Here is a 17,668-nt window from a genome sequence, read left to right on the forward strand (position 1 = left end):
TTATTTTGATATCAGAGGAGTTTAACCATGAACTGGGAAGCTGTTTTACCACTATTTATATTTATTGCGATTATTTTTATGATAGGAATTTGGGCTGGCAAATTTGTCAGCCGCTCCGACTCCTTTTTACAGGAATATTTTCTAGGCGGAAGAAGTCTTGGCGGCTTTGTTTTAGCGATGACGCTTGTCACGACCTATGGAAGTGCGAGCAGTTTCCTGAGCGGGCCGGGAACAGCCTATAATGAAGGGCTTGGCTGGGTGCTGTTATCCATGACACAGCTTGCAACGGGCTACTTTGTCTTGATGGTGCTCGGCAAGCGTTTTGCGATTGTCACAAGAAAGTATAAGGCTGTTACGATTGTTGATTTTTTGAAGGAAAGATATCAGTCCAAATGGGTTGTGATTCTGTCCGCAGCCAGTATTTTGATTTTCCTGTTTTCGGCGATGTCGGCACAATGGATTGGCGGGGCGCGTCTGGTTCAATCCTTAACAGGCATTCCATATTTTACGGCGTTATGTATTTTTTCACTAGCTGTTTTAGTATATGTTGTCGTTGGCGGCTTTCGCGCAGTAGCGATTACGGATGGCATACAAGGTATTATTATGTTTATAGGTACGCTTATTTTACTTATAGCCGTAATTATAGCAGGAGGCGGTGTATCTCAGATTATGCATGATCTGGCTGCAGAGAATCCGAATTTGATTACACCATTCGGCGCAGATGGAAGTTTAACCCCTGCTTATGTTTCCTCGTTCTGGGTATTGGTCGGTGTCGGGGTTGTTGCCTTGCCTCAGATTGCGGTTCGTGCGATGTCTTATAAAAATACAAAGGCGCTGCATCGAGGCATTATTATCAGTACCTTCGTAGTCGGTTTTATTATGCTGAATATGCATTTAATTGGAGTGTTTGGAAGGACTGTACTTCCCGGTATCGAAATAGGTGATACCGTGATGCCGGAATTAGCACAAGCCGTTTTACCGGGCTGGGTTGCCGGGATTGTTTTAGCAGCTCCGATGGCGGCGATTATGACGACGGTGAACTCGCTGCTGTTAATGGTGAGCTCGACGATTGTGAAGGATGTTTATCTAAATTATATCCGTCCAGATGCGGATGATAAGACGATTCGCAAATGGAGTATGGGTGCTACCGCATTAATAGGAATCATTGTTGTTTTGATGTCGCTGCAGCCGCCTGATTTGATTATCTGGCTGAATTTATTCTCCATGGGAGGTTTGGAGGCTGCTTTTATCTGGCCGATTATCCTCGGACTTTATTGGAGAAGGGGAACGAAGCATGGAGCGATTGCTTCGATGCTCACCGGAGTCTTCAGTTATATTATTTTTGAAACATTTTATCCGCAGCCGTTCGGGATGCATTCTGTGGTGACATCTATGCTGCTGGCTTTGATTGCATATGTTTCAGGAAGTCTATCGTATAAAAAAGAAGCTATATCAAGCTGAAATCGTATATCTGCAGACAGGGTTTGGTTTATACTAGAAGAGAAGACGCTTCTCCCTGTTTTTAGCTGGAGAAGTGTATCAGACAGTGTCGGAGGTGGGTTATTGTGAAAAAACAGCGGCATGATGCACTGAAGCCATTATCACATCACCATCATCATGCATTAGTACAAGCAATGGAATTAAAGCAGGCCGGTACAGAAAAGACCGATAAAACCTTAGGCGAATCCATTAGAGGTCTTATTGACTATTGGGAAAAGGACGCGGTTCTTCATTTCCGGGATGAGGAAGAGGTTCTGCTGCCGCTTTATGAGGTCTATGCTGAAAAACCGGAAATCGAATTGGTGAAAGAAATGCTTTATCAGCACATGCAAATCCGCAGTTTCGTTTATGCGATACGTGAAAACAGAGAGGACCCATATGAAAAAATGAATCAGCTTGGGGATCTGATAGAGAAAAATGTCCGGTTTGAGGAGAGAGAAATCTTTCCGATTATTGAAGATGTTGTTCCAGATAAATACCTGCATCAAGTGTATGGGAAGTTTCATCGTGATTCCTACAGCGGTTTTTAAATAAGAGAGGGAATGCTGATGGAAGGGAGCTTATCCTGCCATCAGCATTTTTCTATTTAGAGAGTTTGATTTTTATAACATAGGGAAGGAATCACATGTTTTCATCTAAAACATAAAGTAATCATAAAACAATTCCATAAATAAACGGAACTGGGAGGATGTTTAATAAATCGATTGAAAGTGAATATAGTAATAAAGTCACTATAAGGAGAGACGATTTGATGGATTATTTAAATATAGACCATTTAAAAAGAATTGCAACATGGGGGAAAATTGTTGGAGCGGCATCCATTATCATGGGGGCAATTTCGATTGTTTTAACTTTAACGGTCGATCCGAGCATGATTCTTTCTGGCATTATTTCTATTATAACTGGCTATCTCTTTTATCAAACAGGAGTAGAGGCTTCTAATATTATAGCTTCAGACGATTTTACAGCAGGCAATGTGAATGAGTTATTAAATAAGTATGGAAAATTATTGCTGATTATGGGGATTTTAACGATTATCTCGTTAGTCGTGCTTATTCCATTAATTATTGTATTAATCTCTCTCTAATTTAAAAATAAGATATTTGTTGAAAAAGCTGATGGAAGAATAACGATTATCTTCCATCAGCTTTTTTTTTACACTTTAAGAAAGAATCCAAGGAATGAAGTAATAGTGCAGCGATTTTCTTTAGATGTTCTTAGCTAAGTCGATAAAATAGTCGAGACTACCCGGATTGATCAGAGAGCCTCGATTAATAACAGCTTCTGCATCCTGACCCATCAAGATTTTCTTAACGGGAATTTCGACTTTCTTTCCATTTAAGGTTTTCGGAAGTTCTTTTACTTCATAAATATGGGTCGGAACATGCCTTGGTGAGCAATGTGTCCGCAGCTGCTGATTAATTTCCTGTTTAATGGTCTCGCTTAATGCTTCGCCGTCCTTCATTACGATAAATAAGGGGGTAATCGAATCGCCGTTTCCTTTTGGTAAATCAACCATTAAACTGTCTTCAACAGCGGTAACATAATCCGTGACTCGATATATTTCACTCGTTCCAATTCGGATGCCGCCCCGATTGATTGTTGCGTCTGATCTGCCGTAAATGATAGCTGTATTTCGATCTGTCAGTTTGATATAGTCTCCATGGCACCAGACGCCGGGGAAGGTATCGAAATAGCTGTGGTACATCCGCAGCCCGGAGTCATCGTTCCAGAAATAAATCGGCATGCTTGGAAATGGAGCGGTTAAGACAAGCTCGCCAATCTCATTTGTAATCGAATTTCCGTCTTCATCAAAGCTTTCAATTTTCGCTCCGAGTCCTGCACACTGAATTTCCCCGGCATAAACAGGCTGGATGGGGCAGCCGAGTAAAAATGCGGTGCAAACATCCGTGCCACCGCTTGCCGAAGCAACCCAGATATCATTTTTGACATGTGTATAGCACCATCGAAATCCTTCTGGAGAAAGCGGTGAGCCTGTTGAACTGATATTTCTTAAAGAAGATAGATCAAATTCGCTTTTCGGCGATACATTCTCGTTCATACAAGCTGTGATAAAGCTGGCGCTTGTGCCAAATACATTCATTTTTGTCCGCTCGGCAAGCCGCCACAAAACCTGTTTATCCGGATAAGCAGGGCTGCCGTCATACAGGATAATGGTTGAGCCTGTTAATAATCCGCCGACAAGGAAATTCCACATCATCCAGCCGGTTGTAGTAAACCAGAAGAAACGGGAGCCGGGGCTTAAGTCCAAGTGCAGGTGGAGCGCCTTCAAATGCTCCATTAAAATACCGCCTTGACTGTGCACGATTGGCTTCGGTTTGCCGGTTGTTCCAGAGGAATAGAGTATCCAGAGCGGATCGTTAAAGGCAACAGGTGTATACGACATTTCCAACTTTCCGTGATGCGCTGTTGCATCCTCCCAGGAAATCGGCTGTATACAGTGACCGAAATCTGTCTGCTTGTTTAGATAAGGAATGGTTATCGTTGTTTTTAAAGAAGGAAGCGCAGACTGCAGCTCTTTGACCACATCTAATCTATTAAATTTCTTGCCGTTATACGTATAGCCATCAACTGTAATCATCGCTTTTGGCTCGATTTGCTGGAAACGCTCCATCACACTCTGGGTTCCAAAGTCCGGAGAAGCGCTGGACCAGATAGCTCCTAAGCTTGCCGTTGCAAGGAAAGCAACAACCGTTTCATAGATATTTGGTGCATAGCAGGCTACCCTGTCTCCCTTTTCAATTCCTTGTTTTTCCAATGTTTTTTGAAGCGCAGCCGTATCCTGGTATAGTTTTTCCCAAGAAATTTCCTGAAGCTCCCGATTTTCCGATGTATGAATAATAGCAGGGCTTATTAATGATTTATTCCGGAATACATGCTCTGTGTAATTGAGGCTTGCTTCGGGAAACCATTTTGTTCCGATGATTTGATTGCCGGAACGCACCGTTTGATAAGGCTGGTGCGACTGGATATTGAAATATTCCCAAATAGATTCCCAGAATGTATCGAGATCCTCCACAGACCATTTCCATAAATTATGGTAATCTTTAGTCTGGATATGTTTATATTCTTGTAACCAAGTACGGTAAGAAGTGATGTTTGCCTGTTCCACTTGTGTTTTACTTGGTTCAAAAAGCAGCGTGCCTTCTTTTGTATCCATTCGTCATGTCCCCCTTCAAGTACTCCGATACTACTATTATAAGAAAACGCTTTCCATACGTAAAGGAATTGAAATGGAAAATATATGTTTTTTACAGTAAAGAGAAGGATATAAAGATGTTGTTTTCTCAGCTTTTTAGAAATATAAAACAATCCGTAGGGAAGCGTGTATCCTATATGAAAAAAGAATGTATATTAATGATATGTATCGTTTGTTTCATTTAGATATAAAAAAACTAATCCAGAGCATGGCTCTGAATTAGTTTATATTTATCTGTAAAAATATCCTATTTTGATTTTGCTGCCTGGGTCATTTGATGCCAAACAGAGCCTTTTGCTTTTTCACCGCCTTGAATACGCTCTAAAGCTAATTGTATTTGCATGCGTACTTCAAACTCTGGTTCCTCAGCAGATGCTTCTTCAAGGGCAGGAATAGCAGATTCATCCCCCGCCTCATATAAATACATTGCTCCGCGCCAACGAACGATCCGGCTTTTGTCCTTTAATGTTTCAATCATGTTTGGAATTGCCTCTGTAAAGCCCAGGTCAGAAATACAATCGCCGGCAGTTCGACGGACATTCACGGCTTTATCAGCCAATGCTTCATATAGCAATGGCAAAGCAGCTTTATCCTCCAGCATGCCTAAATAAGCAGTAGCCAAACGGCGAATTGATGCTTTTTCATCGTGAACGGCTTTTTCTAAAAGGGCAAGATCGTCCAAGGTTGGATCCAGACGATCCAATGCTGCATAGCGTTCCCGCCAATCTGGGTTATCCAGTTTTTCAATCGGAACATGCTGATAGTAGTTTGTGGCGTTGCTTGTATTTCCATCTGTTTGTAAAGCTAATTTCACAAGGGTATCCAGTCTTTCCTGGTTATAGCTTGCCTTTAACTCTTCTACAACATCCTGACCGATTTCATCCATATTGCCGTAGCGAGGATGCTGTTCTTCCCATTTTCGATCCATGATGACATTTTCAGAAGCGGGAGAAGCTTCCATCATGGCCTTGGAAAAACGCTCTGGCAGACCGTAGCGTTCCTCTTTATCTCCTTCTTCCAGCTTTACCTGCATTGGAATTCCTAGAAATGTCTGAATGAAAACATGAACTTCGCCAAATGTTTCCGAAGGTGCTTCTGCATCAGCAGATAATTCATCGGTCTGGTTAAAAGCTTCGTCTGTTCCCAATACATTCCGAACCTGTGGCAAGAGCTCCTCCCAAGGTGTCTTCGGATTTCGGGCCAAAGCAATAAAATCGACGACACGATAGATGTTTTTGACCCCTTCCAAAGCGAAAAGCTTCTGTACATACTCCGGAGCTTGAGCTAAATCGTCCTTGTTACTGTAATTATACGTTTCGTCAGGAGGAAGTGTCTCGTTCACATTGATTTTCATAGAATGCGGACTCGGTGTCGGTTCTATAGAAACAATTTTCATTTGTATACTCCCTTAACGCTGATATTCTTCCATCACTTTAATCAGTTCACGAAGATAATCCGGTAAATCAGGCGGCCTTCTGCTTGAAACAAGGTGTCCGTCCGAAACAGCCGGTTCATCAACCCATGTCGCTCCGGCATTGGTCATATCATCCTTGATTCCAGGTGTACTGGTAACGGTTTTTCCCTCTAAAATATTGGCAGAAATTAATACCCAGCCGGCATGACAAATTTGGCCAATAGGCTTTTTCTGTTCATTCATATGCTGTACGAAGCTGATAACCTCCGGGAAACGGCGCAATTTATCTGGAGCCCACCCGCCGGGTACCAGAATGGCATCATAGTCTTCTGGATTCACTTCGGAAAAGGCATAATCTGATTCAGCAGGAACGCCGTATTTTCCAATATATTTTTGATTGGCAGCTTGTCCGACTAAATCTACCTGAGCACCTTCTTCACGCAGACGGTGAACGGGATACCATAGTTCCAGGTCTTCAAAGTCATGATCGACAAGTGCGATAACTTTTTGGTTTTGTAAACGCAAAATAATCCCTCCATTCTTTATAGAAATAGTTTAACAGACTGGCGTAAAAATAACGATTCCGACGACTTTTAACGGAGCTGGAGCCAAGAAAAAGCCATCACCTCGGTTTAACAAGGTAATGGCTTTGAAATACGTATTATTTTAAAGCATCCTGTACAGAAACATAATCATAATTTAAATCATTGGCAACCGCTTCATTTGTTACATGCCCATTCATCACATTCACACCGCTGGCGATTGGAGCGCTATTTTGAATCGCATGCTCGACGCCTTGTTTCGCAATATTGACTGCATATGGCACGGTTACATTCGTCAAACCGACTGTTGCCGTCCGAGGTACAGCACCAGGGATATTGGCAACCGCGTAATGAAGGACATCATGCTTAACATAAATTGGGTCTTGATGTGTAGTAGGATGGTCAACGGTTTCAAAATTACCGCCCTGGTCAATTGCCACGTCTACAATGACGCTGCCCGGCTGCATCGCTTGAATCATTTCTTCTGACACAAGCTTTGGCGCTTTTCTGCCTGGAATCAATACCGATCCGATAACGAGATCCGAATCTGTGACAGCTTCTTCAATATTTAACGGGTTTGACATTAATGTTTGAATGCTCGAACCAAAAATTTCTTCTAATTCGCGAAGACGCTGCGGATTTAAATCAATAATCGTAACTTCCGCTCCAAGACCGATCGCTACGCGCGCGGCATTCGTGCCGACAACGCCACCGCCTATAACCGTTACTTTTCCGCGTTTGACCCCGGGAATACCGCCAAGTAAAATGCCTTTGCCGCCTTCTGATTTCTCTAAATATTGGGCACCAATCTGCGTAGCCATACGTCCGGCGACTTCACTCATCGGCGTCAGAAGCGGGAGAGCGTTACCTACAACAATTGTTTCATAGGCGATTGCTGTAACTTCTTTCGCGACAAGCTCTTCTGTTAATCTTGCATCAGCAGCTAAATGAAGATAGGTGAATAATACTAATCCCTTCCGGAAATAATGGTACTCTGATTCCAGCGGTTCTTTTACCTTCATTATCATATCAGATCGTTCCCATACGTCTGAGGCCTCTGCGATAATCTCTGCTCCGGCCTGCTTGTATTCTTCGTCCGTAAAGCCGCTTCCCAAACCGGCTTCTTTTTCAATTAAAATCGTTTGCCCCGATTGAACAAGGTTCACTACGCCGGCTGGTGTCATGGCAACACGGTTTTCATTGTTTTTTATCTCTCTAGGTACCCCAATAATCATGTTATTCGCCCCTTTGTTTATCAATTTATACTTATAATGTTAACGCTTTCTTTGTGAGAATTCATTATGAAAATAAATGAATTGAGTCCAAAACGTTTGTGTATTTACACAAATGCTATGATTTTTCCAGCTTGTCAGCTAATAACTCTAAATAAACCGCTACTTTCTGATGCGGATTTTTTAAATCAAGATTGCTAATTTCATGAATACGTTTTAAACGATAATTCATGGTATTTGGATGGATAAACAAAGCTTTTGCTGTACGATGTACATTGGAGTCATGCTCCAAAAATTTTTCTAAGGTGTACAATAAATTACTTTGCTGGCGCTGATCATATTGCTGCAGACGTTGAATGTATTTATTTGAATGACGCCGCTTATGACGATGTTCTTTTAATACGTCTACCCACTGAAAAACGCCTAGGTCTTCATAAAGAAAACAAGAAGACAGTTCATCAGGAAACTGCTTTTGCAGGGAATTTGTCTGAAGTGCTTCCTCGTAAGCCCGCGTCATATCTTTTGCAGAACCGTAAATTTGGCTACCTGCACCGTGCATGGAGGTCAGTTGCAGCTGTGTGCTTATTTTTTCCTGAAACTGCTCAATAAACTGATAAATTTTATCTGATGTATCATCCGCCTTCCATAATCGTACCAATAAGATAAAATCTTGATCATCAAATAAACGGAAAATTGTATTCACCTGCATGACAGTTTCTGAAAGGTAGGAAGCGTGCTTTTCAATCTGCGGCGTGATAGCATCTTCAAAATGAAAAACAATGATAGCAAGGCCATCCTGCAGCTTTATATTAAATTGTTTTTCATAGGATTGAATTGTGCTGGCGCTGACAAAATCTGCTGTTAACAGCTGCCAGAAAAAGTCTTTATAAGCTTGTTCTGTATTTCTTCGGCCAGGCAGCTTCTGCAGGATAAACTTTTTCACCTGACGGGTTGCTTCATTTAGAATTTCCAAATCATCCTTACTATATTCATTTTCACCTGTATGTGCCCAAATAAAACCTAAAATTTCGTTTTTCTTCCAGATGGATATAGCAATCCGGTTTCCAAGTCCAATTTCTTTGATTTCGGGAATAATGACTGGCTGGTCACTATCAATCAGCTTGGGCATTGCTCCGTTTTTCCATAAACCGTTAATAACTTTATCAGGGACTTTCCGATTCATGATGGTGCCGATTCGTGCTTCATCAATATTTTCGGTGTGTTTACTATATGCAAGAACATAATGATTCGCATCCTCAATGGTAATAGGACATGACAATACCTCACTGATTGTATCGGCAAGCTCATCTAAAGATGAGAAAGGCTGCTGCAATGTTGCTATTTTATTTTTTGCGATATGAGATGAGTTCATAAAGTACACCCCTTTATAAAGATATGATCTGAATAAAAAATGCATTATTTTGAATAAATTTAATAATTGGTATACTTGCTTTTTATTAGTAGGATAGACTATCATTTTCCATAAGTAATCTTTTTTTATATACTGGTTATAAGTATATACATACTTTCATTTTAGTATATACAAAAAAAGATTTCATCTGATACTTATAAGATAAAAAGAACAGAGGGGGAAGCACATGAAAAAACTAATGAAAATCTTGGTAATTGCAAGCGCATTCATAGGGGTGATTGTAGGCGCCGGGTTTGCATCTGGACAGGAAGTGCTGCAGTATTTTACAAGCTTTGGTACACTGGGAATTCTGGCTGCATTTGTTTCTACAGTATTTTTTGCATATGTTGGAATGATGCTGGTCTGGTTAGGGAGCAAGGCACAGACAACTTCTTATAATGATGTTATCTATAAAATCAGCCATTTTAAAATCATTGAAAAAATCACTCGTATTAACTTGATTGGGTTAATAGTAGATGCTGTATTAGTATTTACGCTATTCGGTGTAGGGGTGGTAATGATTGCCGGAGCAGGAGCGAACCTAAATCAGCAATTTGGACTGCCTCATGTTGCAGGTGCGATTTTAATGACAGTATTGGTACTGCTGACAGGTATGCTGAAAGTAGATAAAGTGGTGGCTGTAATCAGCAGTATTACGCCGTTTTTGATCTTATTTGTTATTATCATCTCTATCTACAGCTTTTTTACAATGGATGGATCTTTAGCTGAATTAAATAGTACGGCAAAGAGCCACGGACCGAATTTCCCAAATTGGTTTGTTGCAGGTTTAAACTATGCTACCTTTAACACTTCTGTTGGCGCAGCAATGTCCATTGTTATGGGGGGAGCGGAGAAAGATAGAAAAACAGCTGCCATTGGCGGATTAGTAGGCGGACTGGGACTGGGTGTATTAATTCTTCTTAGTTATTTCGCGATTTTTGCTAAAATTGAAGAGGTTGGTAATTTTGAGATGCCAATGCTGGGAATTGTAAATAATATTTCACCAGTGTTAGGTATTATCATGGCACTTGTACTTTTTGGAATGATTTTTAACACAGCAATTAGTATGTTCTTTGCGTTTGTTACCAGGTTTGCAAAAGTAGAAACGAAAAAATTTAATATACTATTAGCTATCACACTGGTTGCAGGATTTATACTTAGCTTTGTCGGTTTTACCGATTTAGTTTCTAAATTCTATTCGCTGATTGGCTATATGGGACTGGTACTGATTGTGGTACTGATTATTACACCGTTTAGAATGAAAAATATTGATTTTGATGATAAATGATACATCATACAGTGTGAAATAATAGGAAATGTAAGGTGAAATGTAGTGCCAGTCATAGGAATTGGGTGTAAATCATCCGATTTCCGCTGACTGGCATTTTTTAAAGAATAGGAAAGTATAAAAAAAGCTGAAGATAGCCGCTCCAACGGGTTTCATTGAGGGAGTAATCTTCAATATTGTCAGGTTAATGCGACCTCTACGACGGGTTATGGTGGGGTGAGTAATCGCAAGCCCAGAAAAACACTACGCTTTCCATGGGCCCCGAGCTCATCTCCTTTAAAGAAGACTTGCTGATTGGCAAGCCGACAGGTGCAGATAGAAGCATAGTCGCACTTATGCCCCGAGGGTAAAAAAGAAGTTCGCTTTTTTCTGCGGGGTCTTCACACTGGGATTGACTGGGATTGGGGCAGCGATTACTTGTCCCATCAAAAAGCGTCGCTAGAAGTAGCTTCTTTTCTCTGTAAGAAAGCAAATAAAACATAATTCTTCTTAGATGGGAGCGGAGGGAAGTCGACTCCTGCGGGAAAAGCAACAGCTGAAGACCCCGCAGGAAGCGGTTTTCTTCCGAGGAGGCTAAAGCGTTGCCCGCGGAAAGCGACTTCCCGCAGCGGACATCTCTTCGGCGAGAACACCGATGTTTTAAAGACTAAGCGGCGTTCTTGGCTTTTCTAACATTTACACAGTATTAAATGGGAGAAACAACGGCAGGTTAGTGGAAAAAATTTTTAAGCTTCGATACGATTCCTTTTGACGGATTGTTGTTTTTTTCTTCTTCATCTTCTTTTTCTTTGGGAGCTGGTTTTTCCTCAATATCTTTAAGGGAAATTTGGTCTATATCTACAGCATAAGGATAGGTGAGCACTAAACCGATCTCTGTATCATTCTCCTGGTTGCTTACCGTAGTATGTGGAATAGAAAAGCGGTCAGCGAGTGCTTTTTCTTCTTTTAAAAATGAATATGAAATATTTCCGTTCAATAAGATTTTTGCCTTCGGATGCTGTTTTAATTGGCGCTCTAATTCAGCGAGCCCTTTATTAGACATCACCTCTCCAATGGTTAAAACAAAGGCAACGCGTTCCCGAAAGGTGCCAAGATACATTTTCCGTTCACTTTCATTGGGCAGACGCGTTCCATACATTCCTTCTTGAAGGTAATCATCTACATTCTTTTTGCTCATTCGATTTCATCCTTTTAATCTATTTTCAATTTGCTGTGCGGTTTACATCAGCAATTTTTACATAATCATTATTCTCCATCTAATGTACCCTATTGTTGGATATCAAGCAAAGAAAATCATTCCTATTTCCTATTTTTTGAGCGGGCAGATTGGAAAGTAAAAATGAAATATCTGATAAAATCATACGGAGACGTATATTTAAATGTTAAAATAAGAGTATAGTGTGTTTCAATTATTTTGTGGAAGTGAGGGATTATTATGCAGTTGCACTCTAGAAAAACGATGAAGCTTCATCATGGGATTTCACTTATCGATGGTTTTGATTTTGGTGTAAGCGGCAGAACAGGAGCTTATGTCATTGAAGCAGATGAACTTACGATTATTGAGACGGGACCGAGTCCTTCTGTACCGTATATTAAAAAAGGATTAGAAGAATTAGGATATACTTTTGCGGACGTAAAACATATTATTGTTACACATGTTCATTTAGATCACGCTGGCGGCGCAGGACGTTTATTATCGCTTTGTCCGAATGCGCTTTTATACGTTCATCCAAAGGGGAAGAGGCATCTTATTGATCCTAAAAAGCTGGCTGCTGGAGCACGCGCGATTTACGGCGAGCGTTTTTCCGAATTATATGATCCGATTATCCCTGCTGATGAGGAAAGAGTTGTGGAGAAAACAGAGGGAGATACGCTGCAGCTTGAAAAAGGGCGCATCTTAGAATTCTGGGATACACCGGGCCATGCCAGACATCATCTGGGAATCTATGACCCTATCAGTAATGGGATGTTTACTGGGGATACAGCTGGAATTCAATATGAACAACTATTTCCGCATGGGTTGAACTTCTTTTTACCATCTACATCTCCCAATCACTTTGATCCGGAGGCAATGAGACACTCTTTACAAAGGTTCCGTGAGAAACAATTAGATTATATCTTTTTTGGACATTTTGGAGGAACAGATTTAGTAGAAGAAGCTCTCGAACAGGCAGAAGCATGGCTGGATATCTTTGTGAGAGAAGGGGAAGCTGCAGTTGCAGAAGGACAAAGCTATGATGAGATTGCCGACCGATTGTTAAAATATGTACAATCAGAGCTTCGTGAGCAGGGGATTGCTGATGACCATGAGGTTTATCAGATGATTAATGTTGATTTACAATTAAGTGCCCTTGGGATGGTAGATTATTTTCAGAAACAATAAATGGGAAGCGGATGCTTCCATATTTATATAATATTCCTTGAATGATAAAAACGAAAAGGAAGCACAAGCTGGTTCCTTTTCGTTTTTCAGGAAAGAGAGGTATGGTGAGAATGCGAAAAAAACTGCGCATCATTACTGTTTTTTTGTTTGGTCTAATCATTGGACTATTTTTAATACCGGAAATATTTCAGACGTTCGACATTTCCTTTTTCTCTTTTTTTGATTAGGCACGGATTTGATTTATCTGCTGTCTAGATTTATTTCCAGACTCACCGGGCAATGGTCGCTGCCAAGCTTATAACGGTGAACCTCCATATTTTCCAGATATTTTTCTAATGGACTGGAAACAATCACATAATCAATACGCCAGCCGATATTTCTTTCACGGATCGTTTTCATGTAAGACCACCACGTGAAAATATCATCGCGTTCAGGATAGAAGAAGCGTAAGGTATCTGTAAAGCCATTGGCCAGAATCCGTGTCATTTTATCCCGTTCCTCCTGCGTAAAACCTGAATTGCCATGGTTTGTTTTATCATTTTTCAAATCGATTTCCTGATGGGCTACGTTTAAATCCCCACAATAAATAACGGATTTTTTCGAATCAAGCTCCCGCAAATAATCAAACATTTTATCTTCCCATTCCAAACGCTCCTCCAGCCGGGTTAAATCCCGCTTTGAGTTTGGCGTATAAACATTGACGAGGTAAAAGTCAGGGTATTCTAATGTGATTATTCTTCCTTCAGGCTCTATCTCGCCTTCTTGAAACCCGTAAGAAACATGAAGCGGCTCATGCTTGGTAAAAATTGCTGTTCCTGAATAACCTTTTCTTTCCGCATAATTCCAATATTGATAATATCCTTCTAAATCCAACTCAATCTGCCCTGCCTGCAGTTTTGTTTCTTGTAAACAGAAAAAATCTGCATCTATATCATGAAAGAAATCCAAGAACCCTTTTCGAACGCAGGCCCGGATTCCATTAACGTTCCATGTAACTAACTTCATTTTAAAAAATCTTCCTTCCTATTAACATCATTCTGATAGCCATTCTACCATATTTGTCTGGAAAAGCGATTGCTTTTATATGGGGAAACCGGTTGTTTCACGATAGCTGTTGAAGCATCGAACAAAATAACATCGAGTATACCTGTATTTATTTCCTTTGCTGACATCAGGTAAATATGAAATAAATCTCTTTTTGAGAATGAGTTCAGTGTGAAATAAAGAAATACAACCCACCATACATAAAAATTTCAAATTTAATAAAGAAAAGAGTTGTCTTTCTTCTGTATTATGCATATAATACACTTACAAGATGTACTAATGTATTAATACAGTATACGCGAAAGCATGACAAGAATGAGGTGAGAAATTGGATGGATATCCGTTTTGATAAACGTGAAGCTGTGTATATTCAGGTGATCAGGTATTTCAAAGAACAGATTGCAATTGGAGAATTAAAGTCTGGACAGGAAATTCCTTCACGCAGAGAATTAGCACAGCGATTAAAAATAAACCCGAATACTGTGCAGCGAGCTTATAAGGAAATGGAGGAGGAAGGCTTGATTTATACGGATGGAAATAAACCAAGTATGATTACAAAGGAAACGGGCCGCATAAAAGAAATTCGTGAAAGTTTAATTGACGAAGCAATTGATCAATTTGTAGATCGTATCACCTCTTTGCAAATTCCAAAAGAACAGGTTTTTGACCTTGTCCAGTCAAAATTAAATGAGCTTGGCAGGGAGGATGAAGAGAAGCATGATTAAATTGACCGGTATAGAGAAAAGGTATGGCAGAAAAAAGATATTAAATGGAGTTACTTTTGAGGCAGATAAAGGCCAGATTACGTGTTTAATTGGAATCAATGGTGCGGGGAAAACGACCATTCTTCAATCGATTATGAGACTGACTCCTTACCAAAAAGGCGTGATTACCATTGATGGGGAGAAGCTGTCTCCAAAGATGATGGAGAAAATAACATATATCCCAGATACCATGACGCTTTTGCCTAAAATGCGGATTAAGGATGCTTTTCAATTTATGGATGATTTCTATCAAAATTGGAATGGGGAGCGGGCAAAAGAGATTTTAGAATTTTTTAAGCTGAAAGAGGATGAACGTATTTCCCAATTATCAAAAGGCAATACAGCGAAAGTGAATTTATTGATGGGCTTGGCGATGGATGCAGATTATATTCTAATGGATGAACCTTTTTCTGGTATTGATATCTTCAGCAGAGAACAGATTGCTGATGTGTTTTCCAGTCATCTGGTGGAGGACCGCGGTGTTATCATCACAACCCATGAAATCAGTGATATCGAACATTTAATTGATAAGGCAGTCTTACTGGCTGATGGAGCGGTGAAAAAAGAATTTATGACGGAGCAGGTAAGAGAAGAAGAGGGTAAATCTGTTATCGATGTGATGAGGGAGGTATATCAGGGATGAAGCTTTTCGGAAAGCTGGTAAACTTTGAATTCAGACGGTTTTTACCGATTTATATTATGCTGCTTGCAGCTGTGTTTTTGCTGCAGGCTGCCGGGGTGCTGTATTATGCGATTATGGTGAAATCTGAGATTACAGAGAGTGTCATGAAGCTTGGTATACCTAAAGAGCAATTTCTTCAAGATAATGGCTATGTATCGATAGGGAATATATTATCTAGTTTTCTGTTTACATTGCCTATTATCATCGCTGCAGTGACGATATTTATTTATGTTTTATTTATCTGGTATCGGGATTGGCTGGGCAAGAACACGTTTATTTATCGCCTGCTGATGCTTCCGGTGAAGCGTATTCAGTTGTTCTTTTCCAAACTGGCGGCGATTCTGATTTTCGTCTTTGGCCTGATTACTTATCAAGTAGCTATCCTCCCGGCGTTACAGGTGATATTAAAGCTGATTATTCCGGTTGATTACCGGTTGGATTTAACGATTCAAGGGATGATTAGAAGCTTTTATTATTTAAAATTCCTGCTTCCGGAGAAGTTTATTGATTTTGTGATTAATTACGGTTTTGGAACAGCTTTTGTCATTATATTATTTACCATGATTCTGATTGAACGCAGCTACCGTTTTAAAGGTGTATTTATGGCGGTCTTTTATGGGATAGGGGCTCTGATTCTGGTCTTTTCTCCATATATTTTGCAGATAATCGTAAAAGGATATTTTTATGAGACGGAGCTTTTATGGATGCAATTTGCTATAGCAATTATCCTTTCCGCAGTATCGGTTTTCTTTAGTAATCATTTGTTAAATAGAAAGATAAGGGTGTGATAGAGATGAATCATTTAAAACGCTATTCGATTATATATATTGCATTCCTTTTCATTTCGGTTATCCTTATCAGTTTTTATGTAACGGACGAAGAAACGCTTGATTTTAAATGGAAAACCGTATCTGGAGATGAAGCATTTGTGAAGGATGTTACGATACTTGGAGATGGGCAAAGCAGTCCCGGCATGGCTTCGTACTACAGTGTGGTGTCAGAACCTTTTCAGTTATCTGTGGATGAATCGAAGCGGATAGATCAATCAAGGGAATCATATTATGGCTGGTATTATTCTGATTTACAAATAGAAAAATATGTGAAAGAGTATAAAAGCTTTATGCGCGGGAAAAACCAATGGAGTGAGAATTTCGCGGAAACAGATAATCAGCTTATTTATGTAGATGGAAATGAAAACAATTGGGATATGAATGAACAGAATCAGATTGGCGTAGAAATACTTGATAAAGAAACAGAAAACGTCAGCTCATTCGAACTGACTGTCGAGGATCAGCAAATCTATGGTGTAAGCTCGATAACTGCTGATAATCATAATAAGTTATACGTCCAATTATATATGGAAGGACAGTATGATGAAATAACAGATGTGTATACGGATGAAAATGGGATTCTTGTGATAGATTTAAATAATCAAACCATAGAGGATATAAGGTTTCCACAAAGGGACATGGAGTCTAAAGAAGGAATAGAACCCTCTTTAACCTATCAGGACAGCGGTCTGATCAACGGAGAAATGCATTATCTCTATACGTATGATGAATATAAAATCGATCAGAATGGGGTTTACGTGGGGGATTCTCCGCTTAAATATGAACTGCGTTTATACAATGTAGAACAAGACAGTTTCCAATCCATTGATCTTCAGGAAGCAAACTTTTATGAGGGAGATTTTCTTAGAATTTATGATGGTGCTGTTTATGCAGGGATGCTCCAAGGGGAAAATTACACGTTAACAAAGTTTGATGAGCATTTAGAAGAACAAGAAACCGTTTTTGAAGAAAATGTGTTTGATGCGGAAATGGAAATAGGGCAAGAAGAGGTATATCCATTAACAGATGTTCATAATGGTTATTTCTATATTGTATTTCCTGCTTATTCTACACTGACAGTGGCGGATATTTCCATCAATGTATTTGATTTGGAAACAGGGGAAAATGTGTATCAGGGCATCATTCAAGCAGCGGAATCTATGAAACAATATCAGTATTTTGATTTGTATCAGATGGAATTTGAGGATAAGTAAAGATAAAAATACAGAATAGAGGGTATCTTCTATTCTGTATTTTTATTAGTTAAACAGGAGAGTCATATTTTTTAGCAAAAGACTGCGACTGCCGCCATCTTGGTTCCAATCATTATTGAATTAGATCAGCTTGTCCTTCATTTA

At 39.9% G+C, this 17,668-nt stretch carries 16 protein-coding genes; 9 read left to right on the plus strand and 7 right to left on the minus strand.

Going from position 1 to position 17,668, the window contains the following annotated elements:
* Positions 1–27: 27 nt before the first annotated feature.
* The 3 genes from panF (at position 28) to MKX55_RS04825 (ending at position 2,587) form a co-directional block, all read left to right on the plus strand.
* Positions 28–1,461 carry a sodium/pantothenate symporter gene (gene panF / locus MKX55_RS04815; protein ID WP_339236494.1) on the plus strand — a complete coding sequence of 478 codons (1,434 nt, stop codon included), beginning with the start codon at positions 28–30 and terminating at the stop codon, positions 1,459–1,461.
* Between the two features lie 104 nt (positions 1,462–1,565).
* Entirely contained in the window at positions 1,566–2,030 is a 465-nt protein-coding gene (locus MKX55_RS04820) for a hemerythrin domain-containing protein (RefSeq protein WP_339236497.1), read from the plus strand.
* A 221-nt stretch (positions 2,031–2,251) separates the two neighbouring features.
* Positions 2,252–2,587: a DUF5362 family protein gene (locus MKX55_RS04825; protein WP_193063964.1), complete on the plus strand. Its 336-nt coding sequence runs from the start codon at positions 2,252–2,254 to the stop codon at positions 2,585–2,587.
* Positions 2,588–2,707: 120 nt separating this feature from the next.
* Here the strand turns inward: MKX55_RS04825 and MKX55_RS04830 are convergent, their stop codons facing one another.
* The 5 genes from MKX55_RS04830 to MKX55_RS04850 form a co-directional block, all read right to left on the minus strand.
* Positions 2,708–4,681 carry an acetoacetate--CoA ligase gene (locus MKX55_RS04830; RefSeq protein WP_339236500.1) on the minus strand — a complete coding sequence of 658 codons (1,974 nt, stop codon included), beginning with the start codon at positions 4,679–4,681 and terminating at the stop codon, positions 2,708–2,710.
* A 286-nt stretch (positions 4,682–4,967) separates the two neighbouring features.
* The gene (locus MKX55_RS04835; protein ID WP_339236503.1) at positions 4,968–6,116 is read right to left on the minus strand and encodes a virulence factor; all 1,149 of its coding nucleotides are present in this window, start codon (positions 6,114–6,116) and stop codon (positions 4,968–4,970) included.
* A gap of 12 nt (positions 6,117–6,128) precedes the next feature.
* Complete coding sequence (locus MKX55_RS04840; protein WP_339182840.1) at positions 6,129–6,659, minus strand: type 1 glutamine amidotransferase domain-containing protein; 531 nt, start codon at positions 6,657–6,659, stop codon at positions 6,129–6,131.
* A gap of 136 nt (positions 6,660–6,795) precedes the next feature.
* Positions 6,796–7,911 carry an alanine dehydrogenase gene (gene ald, locus MKX55_RS04845; protein ID WP_339236506.1) on the minus strand — a complete coding sequence of 372 codons (1,116 nt, stop codon included), beginning with the start codon at positions 7,909–7,911 and terminating at the stop codon, positions 6,796–6,798.
* A 115-nt stretch (positions 7,912–8,026) separates the two neighbouring features.
* The gene (locus tag MKX55_RS04850; RefSeq protein ID WP_339236508.1) at positions 8,027–9,280 is read right to left on the minus strand and encodes a PucR family transcriptional regulator; all 1,254 of its coding nucleotides are present in this window, start codon (positions 9,278–9,280) and stop codon (positions 8,027–8,029) included.
* A 226-nt stretch (positions 9,281–9,506) separates the two neighbouring features.
* Between MKX55_RS04850 and MKX55_RS04855 the strand changes: the two genes are divergently transcribed.
* Positions 9,507–10,607 (plus strand): hypothetical protein, encoded by a 1,101-nt coding sequence (locus MKX55_RS04855; RefSeq protein WP_339182846.1) that lies wholly within the window; start codon positions 9,507–9,509, stop codon positions 10,605–10,607.
* Between the two features lie 709 nt (positions 10,608–11,316).
* On the opposite strand, the gene MKX55_RS04860 is transcribed toward MKX55_RS04855, so the two are convergent.
* Positions 11,317–11,784 carry a YueI family protein gene (locus MKX55_RS04860; RefSeq protein ID WP_339236511.1) on the minus strand — a complete coding sequence of 156 codons (468 nt, stop codon included), beginning with the start codon at positions 11,782–11,784 and terminating at the stop codon, positions 11,317–11,319.
* A 258-nt stretch (positions 11,785–12,042) separates the two neighbouring features.
* On the opposite strand from MKX55_RS04860, the gene MKX55_RS04865 reads away from it, so the two are divergent.
* Positions 12,043–12,990, plus strand: a complete 948-nt coding sequence (locus MKX55_RS04865) for an MBL fold metallo-hydrolase (RefSeq protein WP_339236514.1) — start codon at positions 12,043–12,045, stop codon at positions 12,988–12,990.
* 240 nt (positions 12,991–13,230) lie between these two features.
* Here MKX55_RS04865 and MKX55_RS04870 read toward each other — a convergent pair whose 3' ends face one another.
* Positions 13,231–13,995 carry an exodeoxyribonuclease III gene (locus MKX55_RS04870; RefSeq protein ID WP_339236517.1) on the minus strand — a complete coding sequence of 255 codons (765 nt, stop codon included), beginning with the start codon at positions 13,993–13,995 and terminating at the stop codon, positions 13,231–13,233.
* A 371-nt stretch (positions 13,996–14,366) separates the two neighbouring features.
* Between MKX55_RS04870 and MKX55_RS04875 the strand changes: the two genes are divergently transcribed.
* The 4 genes from MKX55_RS04875 to MKX55_RS04890 are packed head-to-tail and all read left to right on the plus strand — an operon-like array spanning position 14,367 to position 17,524.
* On the plus strand, positions 14,367–14,759 hold the full coding sequence (locus MKX55_RS04875; protein WP_042532170.1) for a GntR family transcriptional regulator: 393 nt from the start codon (positions 14,367–14,369) through the stop codon (positions 14,757–14,759).
* Complete coding sequence (locus MKX55_RS04880) at positions 14,752–15,441, plus strand: ABC transporter ATP-binding protein (RefSeq protein WP_339182853.1); 690 nt, start codon at positions 14,752–14,754, stop codon at positions 15,439–15,441. The genes MKX55_RS04875 and MKX55_RS04880 overlap by 8 nt, the downstream gene beginning before the upstream one ends.
* A complete protein-coding gene (locus tag MKX55_RS04885; RefSeq protein ID WP_339182855.1) occupies positions 15,438–16,268 on the plus strand; it encodes a hypothetical protein in 831 nt (276 codons plus the stop codon). Before MKX55_RS04880 ends, MKX55_RS04885 begins: the two co-directional genes overlap by 4 nt.
* 5 nt (positions 16,269–16,273) lie before the next feature.
* Positions 16,274–17,524, plus strand: a complete 1,251-nt coding sequence (locus MKX55_RS04890) for a hypothetical protein (protein WP_339236519.1) — start codon at positions 16,274–16,276, stop codon at positions 17,522–17,524.
* Positions 17,525–17,668: the final 144 nt, after the last annotated feature.

Origin of the sequence: Oceanobacillus sp. FSL W7-1281, assembly GCF_037969835.1 — a bacterium.
GTDB classification, from domain to species: Bacteria; Bacillota; Bacilli; order Bacillales; family Amphibacillaceae; genus Oceanobacillus; species Oceanobacillus oncorhynchi.